Annotated in this window: 17 protein-coding genes; 12 read left to right on the forward strand and 5 right to left on the reverse strand. The window is 50.0% G+C overall.

Annotated features, from left to right (window positions below; genetic code table 11):
- Positions 1 to 92 precede the first annotated feature (92 nt).
- Positions 93 to 1,154 carry a M42 family metallopeptidase gene (locus LCH85_18985; GenBank protein ID MCA0354086.1) on the forward strand — a complete coding sequence of 354 codons (1,062 nt, stop codon included), beginning with the start codon at positions 93 to 95 and terminating at the stop codon, positions 1,152 to 1,154.
- 199 nt (positions 1,155 to 1,353) lie between these two features.
- Here LCH85_18985 and LCH85_18990 read toward each other — a convergent pair whose 3' ends face one another.
- From LCH85_18990 to LCH85_19010, 5 genes are all read right to left on the reverse strand, one after another.
- Positions 1,354 to 1,794: a hypothetical protein gene (locus LCH85_18990; GenBank protein MCA0354087.1), complete on the reverse strand. Its 441-nt coding sequence runs from the start codon at positions 1,792 to 1,794 to the stop codon at positions 1,354 to 1,356.
- A 94-nt stretch (positions 1,795 to 1,888) separates the two neighbouring features.
- On the reverse strand, positions 1,889 to 3,019 hold the full coding sequence (locus LCH85_18995; protein ID MCA0354088.1) for a WXG100 family type VII secretion target: 1,131 nt from the start codon (positions 3,017 to 3,019) through the stop codon (positions 1,889 to 1,891).
- 207 nt (positions 3,020 to 3,226) lie between these two features.
- A complete protein-coding gene (locus LCH85_19000; GenBank protein ID MCA0354089.1) occupies positions 3,227 to 3,907 on the reverse strand; it encodes an MBL fold metallo-hydrolase in 681 nt (226 codons plus the stop codon).
- Positions 3,908 to 4,077: 170 nt separating this feature from the next.
- Positions 4,078 to 5,382, reverse strand: coding sequence for a pyrimidine-nucleoside phosphorylase (locus LCH85_19005; protein ID MCA0354090.1), 1,305 nt, complete (start codon positions 5,380 to 5,382; stop codon positions 4,078 to 4,080).
- Positions 5,382 to 7,085, reverse strand: a complete 1,704-nt coding sequence (locus LCH85_19010; protein MCA0354091.1) for an NAD(P)H-hydrate epimerase — start codon at positions 7,083 to 7,085, stop codon at positions 5,382 to 5,384. The genes LCH85_19005 and LCH85_19010 overlap by 1 nt, the downstream gene beginning before the upstream one ends.
- A gap of 433 nt (positions 7,086 to 7,518) precedes the next feature.
- On the opposite strand from LCH85_19010, the gene LCH85_19015 reads away from it, so the two are divergent.
- The 11 genes from LCH85_19015 (at position 7,519) to LCH85_19065 (ending at position 19,909) form a co-directional block, all read left to right on the forward strand.
- Entirely contained in the window at positions 7,519 to 7,971 is a 453-nt protein-coding gene (locus tag LCH85_19015; protein MCA0354092.1) for a hypothetical protein, read from the forward strand.
- Between the two features lie 286 nt (positions 7,972 to 8,257).
- Positions 8,258 to 9,655 (forward strand): dihydrolipoyl dehydrogenase, encoded by a 1,398-nt coding sequence (lpdA, locus tag LCH85_19020; protein ID MCA0354093.1) that lies wholly within the window; start codon positions 8,258 to 8,260, stop codon positions 9,653 to 9,655.
- A 65-nt stretch (positions 9,656 to 9,720) separates the two neighbouring features.
- Entirely contained in the window at positions 9,721 to 10,845 is a 1,125-nt protein-coding gene (locus LCH85_19025; GenBank protein MCA0354094.1) for a glycosyltransferase family 4 protein, read from the forward strand.
- Positions 10,846 to 10,868: 23 nt separating this feature from the next.
- On the forward strand, positions 10,869 to 11,369 hold the full coding sequence (locus LCH85_19030; GenBank protein ID MCA0354095.1) for a GNAT family N-acetyltransferase: 501 nt from the start codon (positions 10,869 to 10,871) through the stop codon (positions 11,367 to 11,369).
- Between the two features lie 384 nt (positions 11,370 to 11,753).
- Positions 11,754 to 13,577, forward strand: a complete 1,824-nt coding sequence (typA, locus tag LCH85_19035; GenBank protein MCA0354096.1) for a translational GTPase TypA — start codon at positions 11,754 to 11,756, stop codon at positions 13,575 to 13,577.
- 273 nt (positions 13,578 to 13,850) lie between these two features.
- Positions 13,851 to 14,078, forward strand: coding sequence for a preprotein translocase subunit SecG (gene secG / locus LCH85_19040; protein ID MCA0354097.1), 228 nt, complete (start codon positions 13,851 to 13,853; stop codon positions 14,076 to 14,078).
- 4 nt (positions 14,079 to 14,082) lie between these two features.
- On the forward strand, positions 14,083 to 15,777 hold the full coding sequence (locus tag LCH85_19045) for a peptide ABC transporter substrate-binding protein (protein MCA0354098.1): 1,695 nt from the start codon (positions 14,083 to 14,085) through the stop codon (positions 15,775 to 15,777).
- A gap of 52 nt (positions 15,778 to 15,829) precedes the next feature.
- The gene (locus LCH85_19050) at positions 15,830 to 17,650 is read left to right on the forward strand and encodes a M3 family oligoendopeptidase (protein MCA0354099.1); all 1,821 of its coding nucleotides are present in this window, start codon (positions 15,830 to 15,832) and stop codon (positions 17,648 to 17,650) included.
- Positions 17,651 to 17,689: 39 nt separating this feature from the next.
- Positions 17,690 to 18,766: a substrate-binding domain-containing protein gene (locus LCH85_19055; protein MCA0354100.1), complete on the forward strand. Its 1,077-nt coding sequence runs from the start codon at positions 17,690 to 17,692 to the stop codon at positions 18,764 to 18,766.
- A gap of 310 nt (positions 18,767 to 19,076) precedes the next feature.
- Entirely contained in the window at positions 19,077 to 19,448 is a 372-nt protein-coding gene (locus LCH85_19060; GenBank protein ID MCA0354101.1) for a ribonuclease N, read from the forward strand.
- Positions 19,445 to 19,909 carry a barstar family protein gene (locus LCH85_19065; GenBank protein MCA0354102.1) on the forward strand — a complete coding sequence of 155 codons (465 nt, stop codon included), beginning with the start codon at positions 19,445 to 19,447 and terminating at the stop codon, positions 19,907 to 19,909. The genes LCH85_19060 and LCH85_19065 overlap by 4 nt, the downstream gene beginning before the upstream one ends.
- Positions 19,910 to 19,924 lie beyond the last annotated feature (15 nt).

Below are 19,924 nucleotides of genomic sequence, written 5' to 3' on the forward strand. Positions count from 1 at the left end.
TCAATTGTGGTTATGCGCAAATTAGCATAGAATGCTACTAGCAACCGCTTAACTGCAAAGGAAGCATCACTGTGGATGAACGTTTAGCACTCATGAAGGCTTTGACCGATGCATCGGGCGTACCAGGCAACGAAGGCCCAGTTCGCGCTGTTATGGCCGAGGCTTTGGCTCCCTATGGCGAGTTAATTAATGATCAGCTTGGCAGTGTCGCTGCCCGTAAAGCTGGCCCCGAAGGCAGCCCAACGATTCTGTTGGCTGGTCACCTCGATGAAGTTGGCTTTATGGTGACGCGGATCACCGACGATGGTTTTATTAAATTCCAAGCGCTTGGCGGCTGGTGGGAATTGGTGATGCTGGCGCAACGGGTGCAAATTGAAACCCGTAATGGGCCAATTGCTGGCTTAATTGGCTCAAAGCCGCCGCATGTGCTCTCGCCTGAAGCGCGTAAAAAATTGGTCGAAAAGAAAGATATGTTTATTGATATTGGGGCGAGTTCAGCTGCTGAGGCCCGTGAATGGGGCGTGCGACCAGGCGATTCAATTCTGCCAGTCTGCCCTTTTACACCTTTGCACAACCCCAAAATTGTTATGGCCAAGGCTTGGGATAATCGCTTTGGTTGTGCGGCAGCGGTTGAGGTCTTGCATGAATTGGCCAATCAAAGCTTGCCCAACACGGTTGTAGCCGGTGCAACCGTTCAAGAAGAAGTTGGCTTGCGTGGTGCAGCAACCCTTGCCAATGTTGTCAAACCTGATATCGCGTTTGCGATCGATGTGTGTATTGCAGGCGATACCCCAGGCATTAGCAAAGATGAAGCTCAAGCCAAAATGGGCGCTGGCCCAGTCTTGTTATTGATGGATAGTAGCGTTATTCCAAACCCGCGGCTGCGCGATTTGGTGGTTGATACTGCCGAAGAATTGGGCATTCCCTATCAATTTGATACGATGCCTGGTGGTGGTACAGATGCAGGCCGCTTCCATTTGAATAATGCTGGTGTGCCATCGTTGGCGTTGGGCGTGGCAACCCGCTACATCCATACTCACGCTTCATTGTTGCATCGCGACGATTTTGATCAAGTAGTAACCTTGCTGGCCGCCGTGGTGCGCAAGCTCGATCAAGCAACTGTCGATTACATCAAAACTGGACAATCGGCCTAAATCTATTCTAAGTTATAGCTTGCCATATAAAGATGCAGGTTTCACCATGGAAGTGCTTACTTTCCATCGTGGAACCTGCGTTTTACAATTCAAATGCTTGAACCAGGGCTTCCGGTCAACGAATGTGCTAAGCTTGGTTAGCCGGCTGCTGCTCTATGCCCTTATCAGTACCAAATTGGATCTTGATAACGTATGCTTATTAGGTATTAAAGACTTGCAGGTAAATTGTTAGCAGTTCGGCATCGGGCGATAATTGCACCACCAATATTTGATAGCTTTTGCCATTAACGAATTGATAGACATAGCGATATTGTTCAGGTTGAAGATTTAAACTATCAAGTTGCCACCAAGCTTTGGCCTCACGGTAAGGGGCAGGCAGTGAAGCAAAGGAGTCAGGGGTTGTTTGGAGTGATTCACTAATCGGTAGAGTCGTTAGCCAAGCATCGAGCGCAGCAGCAGGCAAATCGAATCGCACAATCACCATTGTATCCAAAGCTGATTCACCGTGGCTATGCACATTGGTAGCCTGGCTAGGAATCTCAAAGCCCATAAAGCGTTCAATCTCTGCCCGGTTCAAGGGACTACTGAGATCACGCAAAGCAGCCTCAACCGTAGCATCGTGATTGGTTTGGTTATTCACGTGATTATTCTCCTCGCAACTAGATAATAGTAGTATGCTTAGTATGAAAAAAATATATTTCATCGATGTATCCTATCGTAAGTCAATTAGAAATTTATTTTAGACCAATAAATGAATCATAGGTATAAAAATGCTTCTGACCACTCGATGTCCCTGTTAGATCGTATTCTTGTGCGATCCCAGTCCCATGAAGCCTTCCCATTTCTTCATCTGTAATATGATCATTTGCAATTGTACTATTATCAATCCATTCAATTCCTGAAGATGGAATGGTAACCGATTTCCCTTGATCCCAGTTATATCGATCAAACATATGTACTTGAGAAATAACTTCGACATTTGGAGTTCCATCTAGAGCTGGAGTTACTCGAACATAAGCAGTTTGGGCATAACTAAATCCTCCTACTGCGTAATACCAATTTTTATTCTCACTTCGATCAGGATAAAAATTGGATTTCCAAGGAATTGTTACATGAAATTCTAATGGTTCGCCATGATAATCAGATCGAAGTTTTTGATTAATTTGGGGAATAATTTCATTTTCATACCTAAATTCAACCTTACTTTTAAATACAGGCATATCATCAAGCATATCATCGACGGAAACAGTGAGTGGCTCTCCAGAATTATTCAGGAAATGTTGCATATGATAGCCGGTTTCTGAAAAAACTCCGGATAATCGCGCAAGAGTTGCAGCCCTACTCATTTTAGAATGATTGGCTTTATCCTGCTCAGTTGGTTGTCCCATTGCACCATGTTTCCCACTTCCGTCGCCCGTATTAGGTTGAGTCGGCGGTGGCGGTGGCGATGGCATTGTGATGAGTTCAGGCTTTAAAGTTTTACTGCCATCTAAAGGTTCTGTATGCGGTAAATCTGGGAGTTCTAATGGGTCTACCATTAGTCGATTTTTAGATGAGCTGGCATTTATAGAAAAGAGAGCCGCTGCTTCGGCTTCAGCCGCTTCCATTAATTTGGCAATCTCAAGGGTTACTTGGGCACTAGTGTCAAATACATTAATCAAGCGCTGATAGGTTGGCACAATTACGCTCTCGAACTCCTGAAAACAGCGTTGGGCAGCTTGGCCTTGCCATTCGCCAGCGATCAGCGGTTGCATGCTGTGCTGAAGTGTTTGAAGTAGTTGTTGCATAGCATCGCGTTTGGTATTCAAGCGGCTGGCAATTGACCCAAGTTGGTCGTAGTGCACCGCAATAATTGGGGCAGGCATAGTGCTCCTAAAAATAACTGATCGTGGTGATAGGGGGAATCTAAGCGAGGACTTCACCACTCAAATTTCTCAGGCAGCACTATAACAAGCTAGTTTGTTCGTCGTCAAGGGTGATTTAGTGCTAGGCTATTCTAGCACTTCACTATACCAAAAGCCCTGCTTCAGGACTTGAAACAGGGCTTCGGTAAATGATTGTGCTAAGTTTTGTTAGACGGCAACTGCGCTTGGATTGAGAATCACAATCTTGGTTTCTTCGTCTTCGCGCGGCAAAGTCGAGGGTGTAAACACGACTTTATCAAGGGTTTCGTATTCCTTGAGGCCCATCTGGTGCACAAACACGCTCAATGGCTCCAAATCGAGCGCTTCGAGCCGTTGTTGTTGATTATCGTTATACAATGGCACAACCACTTTGGGGGCAATTTCGCTGATAATTTCGACCATGCCATCAGGCTTGATCACATGATTGCCATTGCCAACTGGCACAAATAACACATCGACTGAGCCAATTTCATCGAGTTGGCTGGCAGTCAGGCCATGGCCCAAATCGCCCAAATGGCAAAAGGCCACATCATCAATATACATCACATAAATTGTGTTATGGCCATGCTTTTTGCCCTCGCCATCGGTATGCGCGGTACGAATGCCACGAATTAAGATATTGCTCACTTCGTATTCGCCTGGCCCATCGGCCACAAACAGCGTATCGCGCAATGGCTTGACCGCTTCGACATTATTGTGATCAGCCTTGTGATGGCTGATGGTAACAATTTGGGCAGTTGGCTTGCCAATATCAAAGCCCACCGATTGATCGCAGGGATCAAGCACCACAATGCCTTCACGACCGCGAATCCGCACGCTGGCATGCCCTAAATACAGTATTTCTGCCATGATTTCCTTCCTAGATAGCCCGTTCGTTAATGACGCTTCGCCAGTGCTAAAGCGCTCTATGCTAGCACATATTTTCGTTAATAATTATACCACGCCACAGGCCGAAACCCACAAAAAATGCGTTGATAGAGCGCAAACTCTACCAACGCAACCATGCTCACAACGCGTAGCTAGGCAACGCTTTCGAAAACCAAGGGCAAGGCTTCAACCGGCGTAGCACTGATTGTAATTGCCGATTTGAGTGCGGCCAAAGCAACCTCTGCCCGTTGTTGATCGGCGGTATGCACCGTCAACAAGGCCTCGCCCGTTTGAACTGGCTCGCCAACTTTACGCTGAAGCACCAAGCCCACCGCCGGATCGATTGCATCTTCTTTGCGGGCACGACCTGCTCCAAGCTCGGTCGCCACAATCCCACAGGTTTCAGCATCGATGCGTTGGACAAAACCGCTGCTCTCGGCCAGCAAACTGATTTGAATTGGCGCGATTGGCAGGGTTTCTGGTTGGTCAATCACCGTGAGATCGCCGCCTTGCTGGGCAACAAACTCACGGAATTTAGCCCAAGCTTGGCCGTTATCCAAGCTTGCTTGCAACTGTTGGCGAGCATCATCAAGGTTTTGGGCCTTGCCAGCCAAGACCAACAGATGTGAGCCAAGAGTCAAACAAACTTCAACCAAATCGCTGGGGCCGCGACCTTGGAGCGTTTCAATCGCTTCGCGCACTTCCAGCGCATTACCGATTGTCAAGCCCAACGGTTGCTCCATCGACGAAAGAATCGCCGCGACATTACGACCAGCCAATTGGCCAATCCGCACCATTGTTCGAGCCAAATCGCGGGCTTGATCGAGGGTTTTCATAAACGCCCCCGCCCCAACCTTGACATCGAGCACGATGCTTTTGGCTCCTGCTGCCAGCTTTTTGCTCATGATGCTGGCAGCAATCAGTGGGATACATTCGACAGTGCCAGTAACATCGCGCAGTGCATACAGCTTTTTGTCGGCAGGTGCGAGATCGGCGGTTTGGCCCATAATCACCATGCCAATCTCACACATGGCATGGCGAAACTCATCTTCGCTGAGGTCGATGCGCATGTTGGGGATGGCTTCAAGTTTATCGAGCGTACCGCCCGAAAAGCCCAAGCCACGCCCCGACATTTTGGCAACTTGCAAGCCAACGGCTGCCAACATTGGCCCCAATACAAGGCTGGTTTTATCGCCAACTCCGCCAGTTGAGTGTTTATCAACGGCATCGGGTGCAAAATCACGCAAATCAAGCTGATCGCCCGAAGCAGCCATGGCTAAGGTTAAATCGGTGGTTTCGCGATCGTCCATGCCTTTGAGCACAACCGCCATGGCCCACGCCGCCATCTGATAATCGGGCACACTGCCGTTGGTATAGCCCTGAATCAGCCATTGAATTTCTTCGGTTGAGAGCTGTGCTCCATTGCGTTTTTTAATAATCAGATCAACCGCACGCATTATTTTAATCCGCCTTCTGTAAGTTTTCGCCATGCCAAGGGCAGGCGATTAAGAATATCGCTAGCAATGGTGCCGCGTTCGCCGAGTTCTTCACGAACCAGAGCGCCTGCAACGCCATGCACGCCAACGGCCAGCTGGGCGGCTTCAAATGGGGCTAACCCTTGCGCCAACAAGCCAGCAGTTAGTCCTGCAAGGATATCACCAGATCCGGCGGTTGCCAATGCTGGGTTGGCCAAACCATGCAACGCCAAGCGGCCATCGGGGCTAGCAATAATCGTATGGGCCGATTTCAGCACCACGGTCACGCCCCAGCGGGCCGCCGCTTCGAGTGCAATTTGTGGGTGATCTTCACCGATTTTTTCCTCGCCCAACAAGCGGGCCATCTCGCCGATATGTGGGGTAAGTATGACAGGCTGATCGCGTAATTTTTCTTCCCAATGTTCAATTGTGGCCAAAATATTCAAGCCATCGGCATCGATTACCAGCGGCGGCAGCACGACTGGGCCTTCTTCTTCAGCTTTGGCTTCTTCTTTGGGCCGAGCAGCTAGGCCGAAACCAACCCCGCCTTTGCGTTTGGTTGGCAACTCAAGCTCGCTTGAGCCAAGAAAACCTACGCCTAATCGACGTTTGCTTGAAGCCAAGCCAATCAGTGCCCGCAGAAAATCGCCAGTGCCTGTTTCGGTGCCAAGGCCTGGACCAACCAGTAAGGCTTTATATTTGGCTAATTTTTCATGCACCAACTTAGCCGCAGCTTCGGTCAACTCGCCTGGCTCGACTTCAGGCAATGGCAAATAGGTTACTTCGTGTAGATGGGCGGCGGTGCTGCCATAAATTGAGCGTGGGCAAGCCAAGGTTACCACCCCAGCGCCCGAACGAGCCGCCGCCGTGGCCGCAAGCCAAGCCGCGCCAGGATAGAGATACGAGCCAGCCACAACCATCACGCGCCCGAAAGTATCTTTATGGCCATCAACCGGACGGGCCGGCACCAGCGAACGGATTGTCGCAAGATTCAGTTCAGTTGTAGTCATCGGCTCCTCCATAGAATCTGGTAGGGTAAAGGGGGCGATTGCCAATTTGCCAACATAGGCCGCACCTGGGTACAAATGATGGCCGCGTTTGGTTAGGCCAGCCGCCACAGTGTAGGCTGCATTGATGATTGTGCCCCAAATCTTGCCATTATCAGCGTCAAGGCCCGAAGGCACATCGACCGCCAAAACTGGCAATTTGCTGGCATTGACCAAATCGATAATTTGGGCTACCTCAGCCGCCAATGAACGACTCAGGCCGATACCAAATAAACCATCAATGATAAAAGAGGTTGTTTGCAAAAGCTGCTGGAGTTGCTGGTTTTGTGGATCATCAGCAGCGAAGATCATCGGAATGGCTTCGGCTTGGGCGGCAGCAAACGGCCAATCATCAGCGTGCGGCTTGCGTTTATACAAATAGCAGGTAACGGGAAAACCAGCCTCTTTGATATGGCGTGCAATCACCAAGGCATCGCCGCCATTATTGCCAGAACCAACCAGCACCAACACGCTGGGGTTGGTTTGCTTGGCGATCACGGTTAATCCAACATCGGCCATGCCGCGTGAAGCCTCAGCCATCAAGCCAGCCCACGTCGCCCCTTCGTCAACAGCGCGTTGCTCGATTGCCCGAATTTGGGCAGCGGTTGTAATGTGATACCCAGGCACAATTTTTGGCATCGTTGCCTCACCACACTTAATACTATCGAAAATTATACACCACAGGCTTAGCCAATCCATGGGCGATTTAGCAAGGATTAACGAAACACTAGCAGAACGAGCGCGGGATCAGTTGTCAGGGGCTAGGGATCAGTTGGGCTGAACCACGAAGAACGCGAAGGGCTGCAACCACGAAGAACGCGAAGAACACGAAGGTCTCTTATCCCAAAGCTAATAGTTTAGTGCCACACTATTCATCCTTCATCCCTCATCTCTATCTCTGCGCCTCTGCGTTAAAATTTCGATCCACAAGGCGATTTAGGCTTGTTATTAAATTTATACGGCGATATTTTGGTTTGTTACCCATTTGTTACATAAATACTAATTTAAGTTTTCAATCAGGATTTATAATGATTTGGCATAACTTGAAAATAAATTAAATCAGGATGAATGAATGTATACAGTACCAATTAATAACAGGCCCAAAAAACCACCATTTTCCAGTCATTCACTGCTCACACTGCTCTGCAAGTCAAGTGGGATAATTTCGATTTTCTGTGCTATCAGTTTGACTGTATGGCTTATGAGCGTTAATAATGATCTGAATTATCGGAATATGTTTGTATTGCTGATCTTCTGTTGGCGAATTGTTTGGAAAACCCTGCTTTTTACGTTGCTTTCATGGGGTATTATAGCGCTTGGGGTATCGCGAAATCCCCACATATTGCTTAAAAAAACCGCCTTTGGCATGTATGGGTTAATCTTGTTAATAGGAATCGGGTTTAGTGCAGGCTTTTTCATCCTTGACAACGATCCTCCCCGATATATTGGCACTGTATTGCTTCCAATGGCTCTCCAGCTACTTATGCTGATTATTGCACCATATCGGTATTTTGATGTGCGTTAAAATTCCGATCCACGAAGAACACGAAGGGCTGCAACCACGAAGAACACGAAGAACACGAAGGTCTCTTATCTCAAAGCTTTTAGTGCCACACTATTCATCCTTCATCCCTCATCTCTATCTCTGCGCCTCTGCGTTAACATCTAGCCCCTGATCCCTGAATCCTGACCCCTCTTTTCCTCTGTGCTTTTGCCTTCTGACTTTTGACTTTTGATTTCTGCCTAAACCATTGCCTGTGCTATCATAGACAATGGACAAAACGTCTACCATACGGAGGATTGATATTTCAATGGCTCAATATGATGTTGTGATTATTGGTTCAGGGCCAGGCGGTGAAGTTGCTGCCTTGCGAGCTGTCCAATTGGGCTTAAAAGTCGCTGTCGTCGAAAAAGAACAAGTCGGCGGTGTCTGTTTAAATATTGGCTGTATTCCTACCAAATCGCTGTTGCACTGCGCCGACTTGCTGGAAGAAACCAAAGAAGGCAAGAAGTTTGGCGTAATCACGGGCGAAGTTTCGTTCGACCTCAAAGGCGCAATGGGCCACAAAGAAAAAGTGGTCAAAACCATGCGCACCGGCCTTGAAGGCTTGTTCAAAAAGAAGAAAATCGATCTCTATCGCGGCTTTGGCCGTTTGGCTGGCACCAATAAAGTCGCCGTCAAAGGTAACGATGGCGCTGAAACGATCATCGAAACCAAGAATGTGATTTTGGCAGTTGGCTCGACTCCTCGCGCTTTGCCATTCGCGCCATTCGACGAGCAACGGATCGTTTCGAGCACCGGAGCCTTGAGCTTGCCCGAAGTGCCCAAGCATTTGGTGGTAATTGGCGGCGGGATCATCGGCTGTGAATTTGCTTCGATGTATCGCACTTTCGGCTCGCAAGTGAGTATCATCGAAATGTTGCCACGGATTGTTGCCACTGAGGATGAAGAAATTTCGGCTGAATTGGCCAAAGCCTTCACCAAGCGCGGCATCAAACTCTACACTGGCTCGAAAACCAAGGCCGTCAACAAACGCGCCGATGGTGCTAGTGTGGTTTTTGAGGGTCCAGATGGCAAAGAGCAAACTTTAGAAGCCGATTATGTGTTGATTGGCACGGGTCGCGCTCCTTTGACCAAAAATATTGGCCTCGAAGAAGTCGGCGTAACCATCGACGAACGCGGCTATATTCCGGTCAATGCCACCATGCAAACCAATATTGCCAATATTTATGCAATTGGCGATGTTGTGCCAACGCCATGGCTGGCTCATGTTGCCTCAGCCGAAGGCGTGATTGCGGTTGAACATATCGCAGGCCATCACACCAACCCAATCAACTACGATATTATTCCAAGTTGTGTCTATTGTTCGCCTGAAGTTGCGCACGTTGGCTTGACCGAAGCTCAGGCCAAAGAACGTGGCTACAATGTCAAAGTTGGCAAGTTTCCATTTGCTGCGGTTGGCAAAGCTACAGCCATTGGCAATCGCGATGGTTTTGTAAAAATCGTTGCCGACGCTGAATATGGCGAGATCCTTGGTTTCCATATGATTGGGCCTCGGGTGACCGAGTTGGTTGCCGAAGGCGGCTTGGCTTTGAGCCACGAAGCCACGGTCGAATCGCTGTTAGCAACGATTCACGCTCACCCAACCTTGTACGAAGCTATGCACGAAGCTGGTCATGCCTTGCTTGATGGCACACTCCACCTCTAAATTGAATTTCGCTGAATCAGCTGACGAAGGACACAAAGCGCCAATTCTGGTACTTTGCGTCCTTCGTGATTATTGAAGCCTTGGTTGCCATGAAAATTTTGATTATTTCGAAAGCCCTGACCGCCGCCACCTATCACCGCAAGCTTGAATTGATTGCGGCTGAGCCAGATGTTGAATTGACTGCGATTGTGCCACCGATGTGGTTTGAGCCTGGCGTTGGTGAGTATCCGCTGGAAGTTCAAACGCCGCGCAATTATCGAATGCATGTTGTGCCACTTGGTCACAATGGCCATCATCATACGTTTTGGTGGCAGGGTTTGGGCAAATTAATCGCCGCTGAGCAACCAGATATTCTGCATGCCGATGAAGAAGCCTTTAATTTGGCAACATTTCAGGCGTTTTGGCATGCTCGTAAAACCAAAGCCAAACTCTGTTTTTATAATTGGGCTGATGTAGCGCGACGTTATCCACCGCCATTTAGTTTCTTCGAACGCTACAGTTATCGCCATGCAGCCCATGCAATTGCTGGTAACCATTTGGCCAAGCAACTCATTCGCGATCACGGCTATACTGGCCCGATCAGCGTCATTCCGCAATTTGGGGTTGATGAGACGATTTTTAGGCCTGCGCCTGAGCCATTGCCCGCCAAGCCGTTTGTCGTAGGCTTTTTTGGGCGCTTGATGCGCTCGAAAGGTGTGCTCGATTTGTTGGCAGCCCTTGAACGCTTGCCCAGCGATATTCATTGTCGCCTGATTGGCAAAGGCGATTTGAGCAGCGAAGTTGAACAACGCATCGCCAAAGCGCCGCTGGCTGGGCGGGTTACGCTTGAGCCGTTGATTCCCTCCAGCGCCATGCCCGAAGCGATGCGCAGCGTTCATGCCTATGTGCTGCCCTCGCGCACCACCCCCAATTGGAAAGAGCAATTTGGGCGGGTTTTGATTGAGGCCATGGCCTGCGGCGTGCCCGTGATTGGCTCTGATTCGGGTGAAATTCCCCATGTGATCGATACCGCAGGCTTGGTATTTCCTGAGGGTGATGTTGCAGCGCTGGCCGAGGCAATTCACAAACTGTATCTGGATGAAAAGTATCGCCAAACTATTGCCGAAGCTGGTCGCCAACGAGCCTTGAGCCATTACACCCAAGCCAGCATTGCCCAGCAGCATTTAGCAGTTTATCGCTCGATGCGCTAACCAAGCACGAAAGAGAGAGCACCATGCAAACAATTCACACCGCCCGTTTAGTGATTCGGCGATTTAGGTTGGCCGATGGCGCATTTATTGTGCAACTAGTCAATCAACCCTCATGGCTGCAATGGATTGGCAACCGCAATGTGCATACCCTTAATGATGCCGAAACCTACCTCAGCAGCGGCCCGCTGAGCATGTACGAGCGCTATGGAGTGGGCTTGTGTGGCGTAGAATTAGCTGGCACATTAATTGGCATGGCGGGCTTGATCAAACGTTCGCCCGAAGCCGAAATTGACCTTGGCTACGCTTTTTTGCCCGAATATTGGGGCCAAGGTTATGCCACCGAAGTAGCTCAAGCCTTGCTCAATTATGCAATTAATACACTCAAACTGCCACGAATTATCGCCACAACCCAGCTTGAAAATCAACAATCAATTAAAGTGCTTGAACGGATCGGCATGCAATTCGAGGGCATTATTCACGAAGGCGAAAAATCGTTACGTTTATTTGGCTATGGTAAACGCTGAATGAGAGTTTAGCGGAACGAAACCACGAAGCACACGAAGAGCACGAAGGAGAGTTCTACAGGAAGAATCAACCAATAAATCAGTCTTAGAGCCGATAACGATACCGCACAACTAGCGGTATGCTTATTGCTGGAAAACAGATGCTGCCTACTTTGGTGCTGGAGACATGAAGGTAGGTCTGAGTGGTTGCGGAGAGCCGCTCGGGCGGCGGGCTGGGTTAGCCCGCCGAGTTGTTTAACCGATTGGCACGGGTTGTGTTGGTTGTAATCGCAGTATCTCAAGCTAACCTTGCGAACGAATTAACGAAACAACGTGTGGTACAATAGCCATGCTGACGTTTGAATGAGCTACCTCGGCCCCTGTGGTCGAGGTTTTTGGTGTGTTATGCAACGAACTGATTTACGCAATATCGCAATTATTGCCCACGTTGACCACGGCAAGACGACCTTGGTTGATGCCATGTTGAAGCAAAGTCGGATTTTCCGTGAGAACCAACAAGTCGCTGAACGGGTGATGGACTCCAACGCCATCGAACGCGAACGTGGGATCACGATTATGGCCAAAAATACCGCTGTTGAATATAACGGCGTGCGGATTAATATTGTCGATACGCCAGGCCACGCCGATTTCGGTGGCGAGGTTGAGCGGGTTTTGAACATGGTCGATGGCGTGTTGCTGTTGGTCGATGCGGTTGAAGGCCCAATGCCCCAAACCAAGTTCGTGCTGCGCAAAGCTCTCGAACAAGGCCATCGCGCAATTGTTGTCGTCAATAAGGTCGATCGCCCTAGCGCTCGCCCCAATTATGCCGTCAACGAAACCTTCGATTTGTTTATCGATTTGGGCGCAACCGAAGAACAAGCCGAATTCCCGATTGTTTATGCCAGCGGGATTGCCGGCACGGCTGGTCACGATCCCCACGCGATGCAAGATTCGCTGACTCCACTATTTGAAACGATTTTGCAATATGTGCCCGCTCCTGATGTTGATGTCGATGGCCCGCCGCAATTGCTGGTCACTTCAACCATGTACGATGATTACAAAGGCAAAATCATCATTGGTCGCTTGAATAGCGGAACCATCCGCAAAGGCCAATCAGTTGCTCACATCGCCGCAGGCAAAGATCCCAAGCCCGCCAAAGTGGTGCAAGTATTCACCCACTATGGCATGGAACGGGTCGAAGTCGAGGAAATCACGGCTGGCGATATTGTCGCCATGACTGGGATTAACGATGCTGGGATTGGCGATACGATTGCCGATAAAGACAATCCAGTCGCCTTACCACCAATCAAGGTCGAAGAACCAACCGTTCAGATGACTTTCGGGGTCAATACCAGCCCCTTCAGCGGCCGCGAAGGCAAATTGGTCACCTCACGCAAAATTCGCGAACGCTTGTATGGCGAAACCGAGCGCGACGTGGCCTTGAAGGTCGAAGATACCGACAACGCCGATACCTTCCGCGTTAGTGGTCGCGGTGAGTTGCACTTGGCCATTTTGATCGAAAATATGCGGCGCGAAGGCTATGAGTTCCAAGTTTCTAAAGCCGAAGTGATTTATAAAGAGATTGATGGCACGCGCCACGAGCCATATGAATTGGTCGAAATCGAAGTTGATTCCGATTATCAAGGCTCAGTGGTCGAATTGATGGGCTTGCGCCGTGGCACCATGCGCGACATGAGTGTTAGCGATTCAGGTTCGGTGCAATTCGTCTATCACGTGCCAACCCGTGGTTTGTTGGGCTTCCGCCAACAATTGCTGACCGCAACTCGGGGCACAGGCATTATGAACAGCTTGTTTGCTGGCTATCAACCCTACGCTGGCGACGTGCAAACCCGCCAATTTGGCTCGTTGATTGCTTGGGAACAAGGTGTAACCAGCAGCTATGGCTTGTCGAGCGCCCAAGAACGCGGCCAATTATTTGTTGGCTCAGGGGTTGATGTGTACGAAGGCATGATCATTGGTCAACACATTCGTGATGAAGACCTTGAAGTCAATGCCTGTAAGAAAAAGCAACTGACCAATATGCGTTCATCAGGTGCCGACGATGCCTTGCGCCTCGACGTACCGCGCAACATGTCGCTCGACGATTGTATTGAATACCTTGCCGACGATGAATTGCTCGAAGTAACTCCGCTGCATTTCCGACTTCGCAAGCGTATCCTCAACACCGACGAACGCCGCCGCGATCGCAAATGGGCCAAAAATCGCTAAACTTCATTAGCATTCAACTCCTTTGCTCAGTTCTTTGGGCAAGGGAGTTGTTTTTTTATCGGGGATTGGTTGTTGGGGATCGGGGATCGGAATTTAACGCAGAGGTGTGAGGCTATCGGCTGAAGGCTATTGGCTGAAGGCGATGGGTTGGAATAACTAAAACCTAATCTGATCCCTAGCCCCTGATCCCCGATCCCCCGTTCTATATTCTTGGTTTATAATAGCGATCTATTGACAATTAACTAGACACAGCCAACTGTGGAGGTTTACCAGGTGCAAACGTATTTGTTTTCGGCAGAAGTTGTTTTGGGGATTGCTTTGATTACTTTGGTGCTTTTACAAGCCAAAGGCAATAGCGCGAGCGTTTTGGGTGGCCGCAACACCTCAGCCACCTATCGCACCCGCCGCGGCGTTGAAAAAACCCTCTTTAATGTAACGATTGTGATCGCCAGCGTGTTAATTATTTTAGCACTCGTGCATCCCTTCTTATTAACAGTATAAGCGTATGGTTCGACGTATTCGTTGGCAAATTGGAGCCACGTTGGTTTGTGCTAGTCTGGTTTTGTTGTTGTTGGCGCATCTCGCGCTAGCAACAACAGCAGGCGGCGAAGCAGGCGTTGGCGGGGTCTATCGCGAGGCTTTGGTCGGCGAGGTCAATGATCTCAACCCATTGCGCGGTAGTGCCCAAACTCGCGCCGAGGCCGACTTAAGTGCACTGTTGTTTGAAGGCTTGACCCGCGTCGAGGCAACGGGCGTGGTCGTGCCCGATCTCGCCGAAAATTGGCAGGTCAGCAGCAATAATTTGGTCTATACCATGACTTTGCGCACCGATGTGCGCTGGCACGATGCCACACCTTTTTCTGCAAACGATGTGATCTGGACGATCGACTGGATCAAAAGCCCGCAATTTAATGGCGACCCCAGCCTTAAGTTGGCTTGGCAAAATATCGCTGTCACCGCGCTGAATCCGCAAACTGTGCGTTTCAATTTGCCAGTGGCTTTTGCGCCCTTCCTCAACCAACTAACTGTGCCAATTCTGCCCGCGCATCTGTTGCGCAATGCCACGCCCGACCAATGGCAAGCTTGGAATCAGCAACCAGTTGGTACTGGCAGTTTTCGCTTTGGCAAACGCGATAGCAATTTAATCGAGCTATTGGCCAACACCGATTATCGCCCGAATATTCCCAATAGTCGCCCCAATTTGGAGCGGCTGGAGTTTCGGCTTTACTCAACTATGGAAGCTGCACACGAAGCGCTGCGCCGTGATTTGGTCGATGCTTTCGCCTATGATGTGACTGAGCAAGGTGAATTACCCTTGCCAATCGGCTATCGCCAAGTGCGTGCGCCCTTGGCTGATTATGTGGTCTTGACGATTAATTTGCGTCGTCCGCCGCTTGATGATTTACGGGTGCGCCAAGCCATCGATTATGCAGTTGACCCAACCACGCTGATTACTGAAGTCTTGCAAAATCGCGCGTTGCCTTTGAATTCGCCAATTTTGCCTTCGTCGTGGGCGGTTGCTGAGGGTCTGACAGGCTACATTGATGACGCTGAGCAGAGTCGCGCCAATGGGTTGCTTGATCAAGCTGGTTGGCAGCGTGATGCTGAAGGGTGGCGACGTAAGGCTGGCCAATTGTTACGCTTCGATTTGGTTAGTGCCAATAGCCCCGAACGCAGCGCCATCGCCGAACGTATTCAAGCCCAACTAGCTACGGTCGGCATTTCAAGCAGTTTGCAATTGGTTCCGAGCAGCAATTTGCAAGATACACTGAGCCAACATACCTTCGATTTGGCAATTCATGGTTGGTCGAATTTAGGCAGCGACCCCGATGTTTACGAGTTATGGCATTCGTCGCAGGTCAACGCCGCCAACTTTGCTGGTCTCGAAGATCCAGCAATCGATGATTTGTTGGTGCGTGCTCGTCAAACCACCAGCCAAGAAACCCGCCGCGAATTGTATGCTGAGTTTCAGGCCAAATGGTTGGCCCTCGCGCCCTCGGTGATGCTCTATCAGCCGTTGTTGGAGCAGCAGGTTGGCCCATCGATCGAAGTGCTCGGTCTGGCTCCAATCAACCAACAAGCCGAAGTACTCTATCGGCATAGCGATCGCTTCCGACGGATCGCCAATTGGTACCAAGTATCTACCCGTCAAGTCTTGCCCAACTTCCGAAATGAACCACAAAACGAACGCCCACGCTAACCAGCGGGGCGTTGCGGCTTTTTAGGGTTGTTGATGAGAAAGGATCAGCCAAATGACTACCCAAACTCTCCCACACTGGGATCTTTCAGTTGTCTACCCCAGCCTCGACTCGCCTGAATTTGCCGAAGGCTTTCAACGGATCAAGCAACAAGTGAGCGATCTCAAAAGCCTGTTTGATCAAGCTGCTATCCAACGTAGTGAAAACCAAGTGCTTGATTCGGCCACGATCGCGACCTTTGAAAGCGTAACTACTGCCTTCAATAAAACCCAAGATGCGATGATGACCAATTTTAGCTATGTGATGGGCTTTGTCGCCACCGACACCCGTGATACGCTAGCCCAAGCTCGGTTTAGCGAAATGCAGCAATTAGGCATGCAATTGCAACAATTGGGTTTGCGCTGGGTCGCTTGGATTGGTGGCTTGGATATTGATCAATTGATTGCTCAATCAAGTTTGGCCGCTGAGCATGCTTTTATTTTGCATAAAACCAAACAAGAAGCATTGCACCTGATGTCGCCTGCTGAAGAAGTCTTGGCAGTCGAACTCAATTTGAGCGGTGGTAGCGCTTGGAGCAAATTGCATACGGTGGTTAGCTCGCAGCTTAACGTGCCTGTCACCCAGGCTGGCGAAACCAAGCATATGCCAATGAGCATGGTGCGCAACTTGGCGTTTGATCCAAATCGTGAAGTTCGGCGCAGCGCTTACGAGGCCGAATTGGCTGGCTGGAAAGTGGTCGAAACGCCCATGGCAGCGGCAATCAACAGCATCAAAGGCCAAGTTAACACGTTGGCTGGCCATCGTGGTTGGGCTACAGCGTTGGATGAGGCACTGGCGGATAACAATATTGATCGCCAAACCCTCGATGCAATGTTAACCGCCGCCCGCGAAACCTTTCCAGATTTCCGACGCTACTTGCGGGCCAAAGCGCGGTTGGTGGGCAGCGAACGGTTGGCATGGTTCGATCTCTTTGCACCGATTGGCAACGATGTCAGCACTTGGGAATACGCTGAATCGGAAGCCTTTATTTTGGAGCATTTCGGCAGCTATTCACAACGCTTGCGTGATTATGCCGCCCGCGCCTTCGACGAAAACTGGATCGATGCTGAGCCACGGGCTGGCAAACGTGATGGAGCATTCTGTATGCGTTTGGTTGGCGATCAATCACGCATCCTGAGCAACTATAAGCCCTCGTTTGCTGGAATGCGCACCCTTGCACATGAGTTGGGTCACGGCTATCATAACCTTAACTTAGCCGAAACCACCCCATTGCAGCGCCAAATTCCGATGACCTTGGCTGAAACTGCCAGCATTTTCTGTGAAACGATTGTGCGCAACGCCGCCTTGGCTAAGGCTGATGCTGCCACCCAATTAGCGATCATCGAATCGTCATTGCAAAATAGCTGTCAGTTGGTCGTCGATATCAGCAGCCGCTTTATTTTCGAGCAAAGCCTGTTCGAAGCCCGTCAAGCGCGAGAGCTAAGCGTGCAGGAAATTAACGACCTGATGCTCAAGGCCCAAGCTGAAACCTATGGCGATGGCCTTGACGAACAGTATTATCATCCGTATATGTGGGCGGTCAAAGGTCATTACTACAGCCCTGAACGCTCATTTTACAATTATCCGTATATGTTTGGCTTGCTGTTTGGTTTGGGTTTATATGCCCAGTATGTGGCAACACCCGACGAGTTTCGGGCCAAATACGATGACTTATTGGCGGCTTCGGGCAAGCATGACGCAGCAACCTTGGCCGAACGCTTTGGGATTGATATTCGGACCCCCGATTTTTGGCGGGCAAGTTTGGCCACCATCAAGGCCGATATTGACCGTTTCGTTGAGCTAAGCGAGCAGTTGTTGGATACCACTGCCCACTAAACGAAGCCAGCGTCCGCCAATGCACAAGGAGTTTTAGCTATGCGACGCAGGTTTGTGCTATTGGTACTTTTACTGGTGCTGGTTGGATGTGGTGGTGCAGATGCGCCCAAGGCCAAAATTATTGCGCTGTTGTTGCCAGAGCAAACCACCAAACGCTATGAAACTGTGGATCGGCCATGGTTCGAGCGCGAGATGAATTTGCTCTGCAACGATTGTCAGGTGTTGTACTACAACGCCCAAAATAATCCAACCTTGCAACAACAGCAAGCCGAAGAGGCGATCAAGGCTGGGGCACGAGTTTTGGTGCTTGATCCAGTTGATTCGGTCGATGCTCGCACGATTGCCGATCATGCTGCTGAGCAATCGATTCCGGTTGTGGCCTATGATCGACTGATTCTTAATTCGCCTGGCGTTACTGCCTATATCTCGTTTGATAACCAAAAAATCGGCGAATTACAAGCCGAAAGCTTGATTGCCGGCCTTGCAGCGCGAGGCTTGAGTAATCCCAAAATTCTGCTGCTTCACGGCTCGCTCAGTGATAACAATGCCAGCGAGTACAAGCGTGGAGCCAAAAAGGTTTTTGATCCATTAGTGGCTGCTGGCAAATTGACGATTATTGGCGAGTTTGATACGCCCGATTGGAAGCCCGCCGAAGCCCAGCAATATGTTGAACGCATGTTGGCAGCTGGCGATCAGATCGACGGAATTTATGCGGCCAATGATGGGACTGCTGGCGGCGCACTAGTTGCTGTCCAAGCAGCCAAGCTTGAGCCATTGCCCTTGATTACTGGCCAAGATGCTGAACTCACCGCCGTGCAGCGGATCATCACTGGCGAGCAACATATGACGGTGTATAAGGCGATTCGGCCTCAAGCCGAGGCTGCTGCCAAAATCGCTCATGCCTTGATGGTTGGTCAGCCAATTCCAACCAACTTGGTCAATAATCGCACGGTGGCGAACGGAATTATGAATGTTCCGGCGATTTTGCTCAATCCAGTGGTGGTTACCAAAGCCACGGTCAAAGATACAATCGTGAGCGACAATTTTTGGTCGCCGCAACAGCTTTGTCCGGTCAAATTAGTACCCGCTTGTGAAGCAGTAGGCATCAAGCCCTAAACGACAATCAGCATCACACTACAACACCCGATCTGCCTGTGCGGTCGGGTGTTTTTGCGAGGAAATAGCAATGTCAACCCGTTTACGTCGCGGTTTGGAGTTTGGCCTTGGCCTGATTATCTTAATCGGCTTGATTTGGTTCAACAATCTGCCCAGCAGCGATCAATCAACGCCCAGCCCAACCCTGACTGCAACCATCGAAATCAGTTCGCGGGGCTTGCCATCGAGCACGCCACAACAAGCGACCACGCGACCACGCCAAACGGCTGTGGCAACCGCCAAACCAACCACACGGCCACGCCAGACGGCCATACCGACCGCCAAATCAACCACGCGACCACGGCCAAGCCCGACCGTTGCGCCAACCGCCCGCGCTACGCGCACGCCTGAGCGCGATTCGGCTGGTTTGCGCTATGTGGCGTTTGGCGATTTGCCAATTCAAGCTCAAGAAACAATCGAATTAATCGAGCAGGGCGGGCCGTTTCCCTATAGCAAAGATGGGGCAGTTTTCAACAATCGTGAGCAAATTTTGCCGAGCAAACCACGCGGCTACTATCGCGAATATACGGTCGAAACGCCTGGCTCAGCCGATCGTGGGGCACGCCGCATTGTGGCTGGCGATAATGGCGAGTTGTATTACACCGATGATCATTATGCAAGTTTTCGGAGAGTACGCCAATGAAATTGAATAATCTAGCTCGTGATCCCGCTCAATCGGGTTTGTATCGGGTGCAAGCCTCGCATATTGCCCGTTTGTTGATGGGAGTGCAACACCATCAACTCCAAATTATTGAGCTTGATGGCCGCGAAATTAGCAGCAAGGCTGATTTGCTGCATGCTTGTGGTCAGGCCTTGCAGTTCCCCAGCTATGTTAGCCACAATTGGGATGCGCTCGAAGAAGCGTTAAACGATTTAAGTTGGTTGGAAACAACAGGTCTGATTATTATTTTCTATGAGGCCGATCAATTGTGCCGCCATGATCACGGCGCTTGGCAAATTTTCTGTGAAATCGCCCAAAGTTGTGTTGAGCAATGGCGTAGTCAAGGCCAAGTGTGGAGCATTTGGTTTAGCGGCTTGGAATATAGCCAGCCAGAATTGCTCGATTTGGCCGAGGTTTTGGATGAACCTAATCTTCAAGCATAGCGCGTTGGATAGTTG

Source organism: Chloroflexota bacterium (assembly GCA_020161265.1).
GTDB lineage: Bacteria > Chloroflexota > Chloroflexia > Chloroflexales > Herpetosiphonaceae > Herpetosiphon.

What these genes read in the sequence shown, in the direction of transcription:
- LCH85_18985 (MCA0354086.1), top strand. Translation starts at nt 93, where the DNA reads ATGAAGGCTTTGACCGATGCATCGGGCGTACCAGGCAACGAAGGCCCA.
- LCH85_18995 (MCA0354088.1), bottom strand. Translation starts at nt 3,019, where the DNA reads ATGCCTGCCCCAATTATTGCGGTGCACTACGACCAACTTGGGTCAATT.
- LCH85_19000 (MCA0354089.1), bottom strand. Translation starts at nt 3,907, where the DNA reads ATGGCAGAAATACTGTATTTAGGGCATGCCAGCGTGCGGATTCGCGGT.
- LCH85_19005 (MCA0354090.1), bottom strand. Translation starts at nt 5,382, where the DNA reads ATGCGTGCGGTTGATCTGATTATTAAAAAACGCAATGGAGCACAGCTC.
- LCH85_19010 (MCA0354091.1), bottom strand. Translation starts at nt 7,085, where the DNA reads ATGCCAAAAATTGTGCCTGGGTATCACATTACAACCGCTGCCCAAATT.
- LCH85_19015 (MCA0354092.1), top strand. Translation starts at nt 7,519, where the DNA reads ATGTATACAGTACCAATTAATAACAGGCCCAAAAAACCACCATTTTCC.
- lpdA (MCA0354093.1), top strand. Translation starts at nt 8,258, where the DNA reads ATGGCTCAATATGATGTTGTGATTATTGGTTCAGGGCCAGGCGGTGAA.
- LCH85_19030 (MCA0354095.1), top strand. Translation starts at nt 10,869, where the DNA reads ATGCAAACAATTCACACCGCCCGTTTAGTGATTCGGCGATTTAGGTTG.
- typA (MCA0354096.1), top strand. Translation starts at nt 11,754, where the DNA reads ATGCAACGAACTGATTTACGCAATATCGCAATTATTGCCCACGTTGAC.
- LCH85_19045 (MCA0354098.1), top strand. Translation starts at nt 14,083, where the DNA reads ATGGTTCGACGTATTCGTTGGCAAATTGGAGCCACGTTGGTTTGTGCT.
- LCH85_19050 (MCA0354099.1), top strand. Translation starts at nt 15,830, where the DNA reads ATGACTACCCAAACTCTCCCACACTGGGATCTTTCAGTTGTCTACCCC.
- LCH85_19055 (MCA0354100.1), top strand. Translation starts at nt 17,690, where the DNA reads ATGCGACGCAGGTTTGTGCTATTGGTACTTTTACTGGTGCTGGTTGGA.
- LCH85_19065 (MCA0354102.1), top strand. Translation starts at nt 19,445, where the DNA reads ATGAAATTGAATAATCTAGCTCGTGATCCCGCTCAATCGGGTTTGTAT.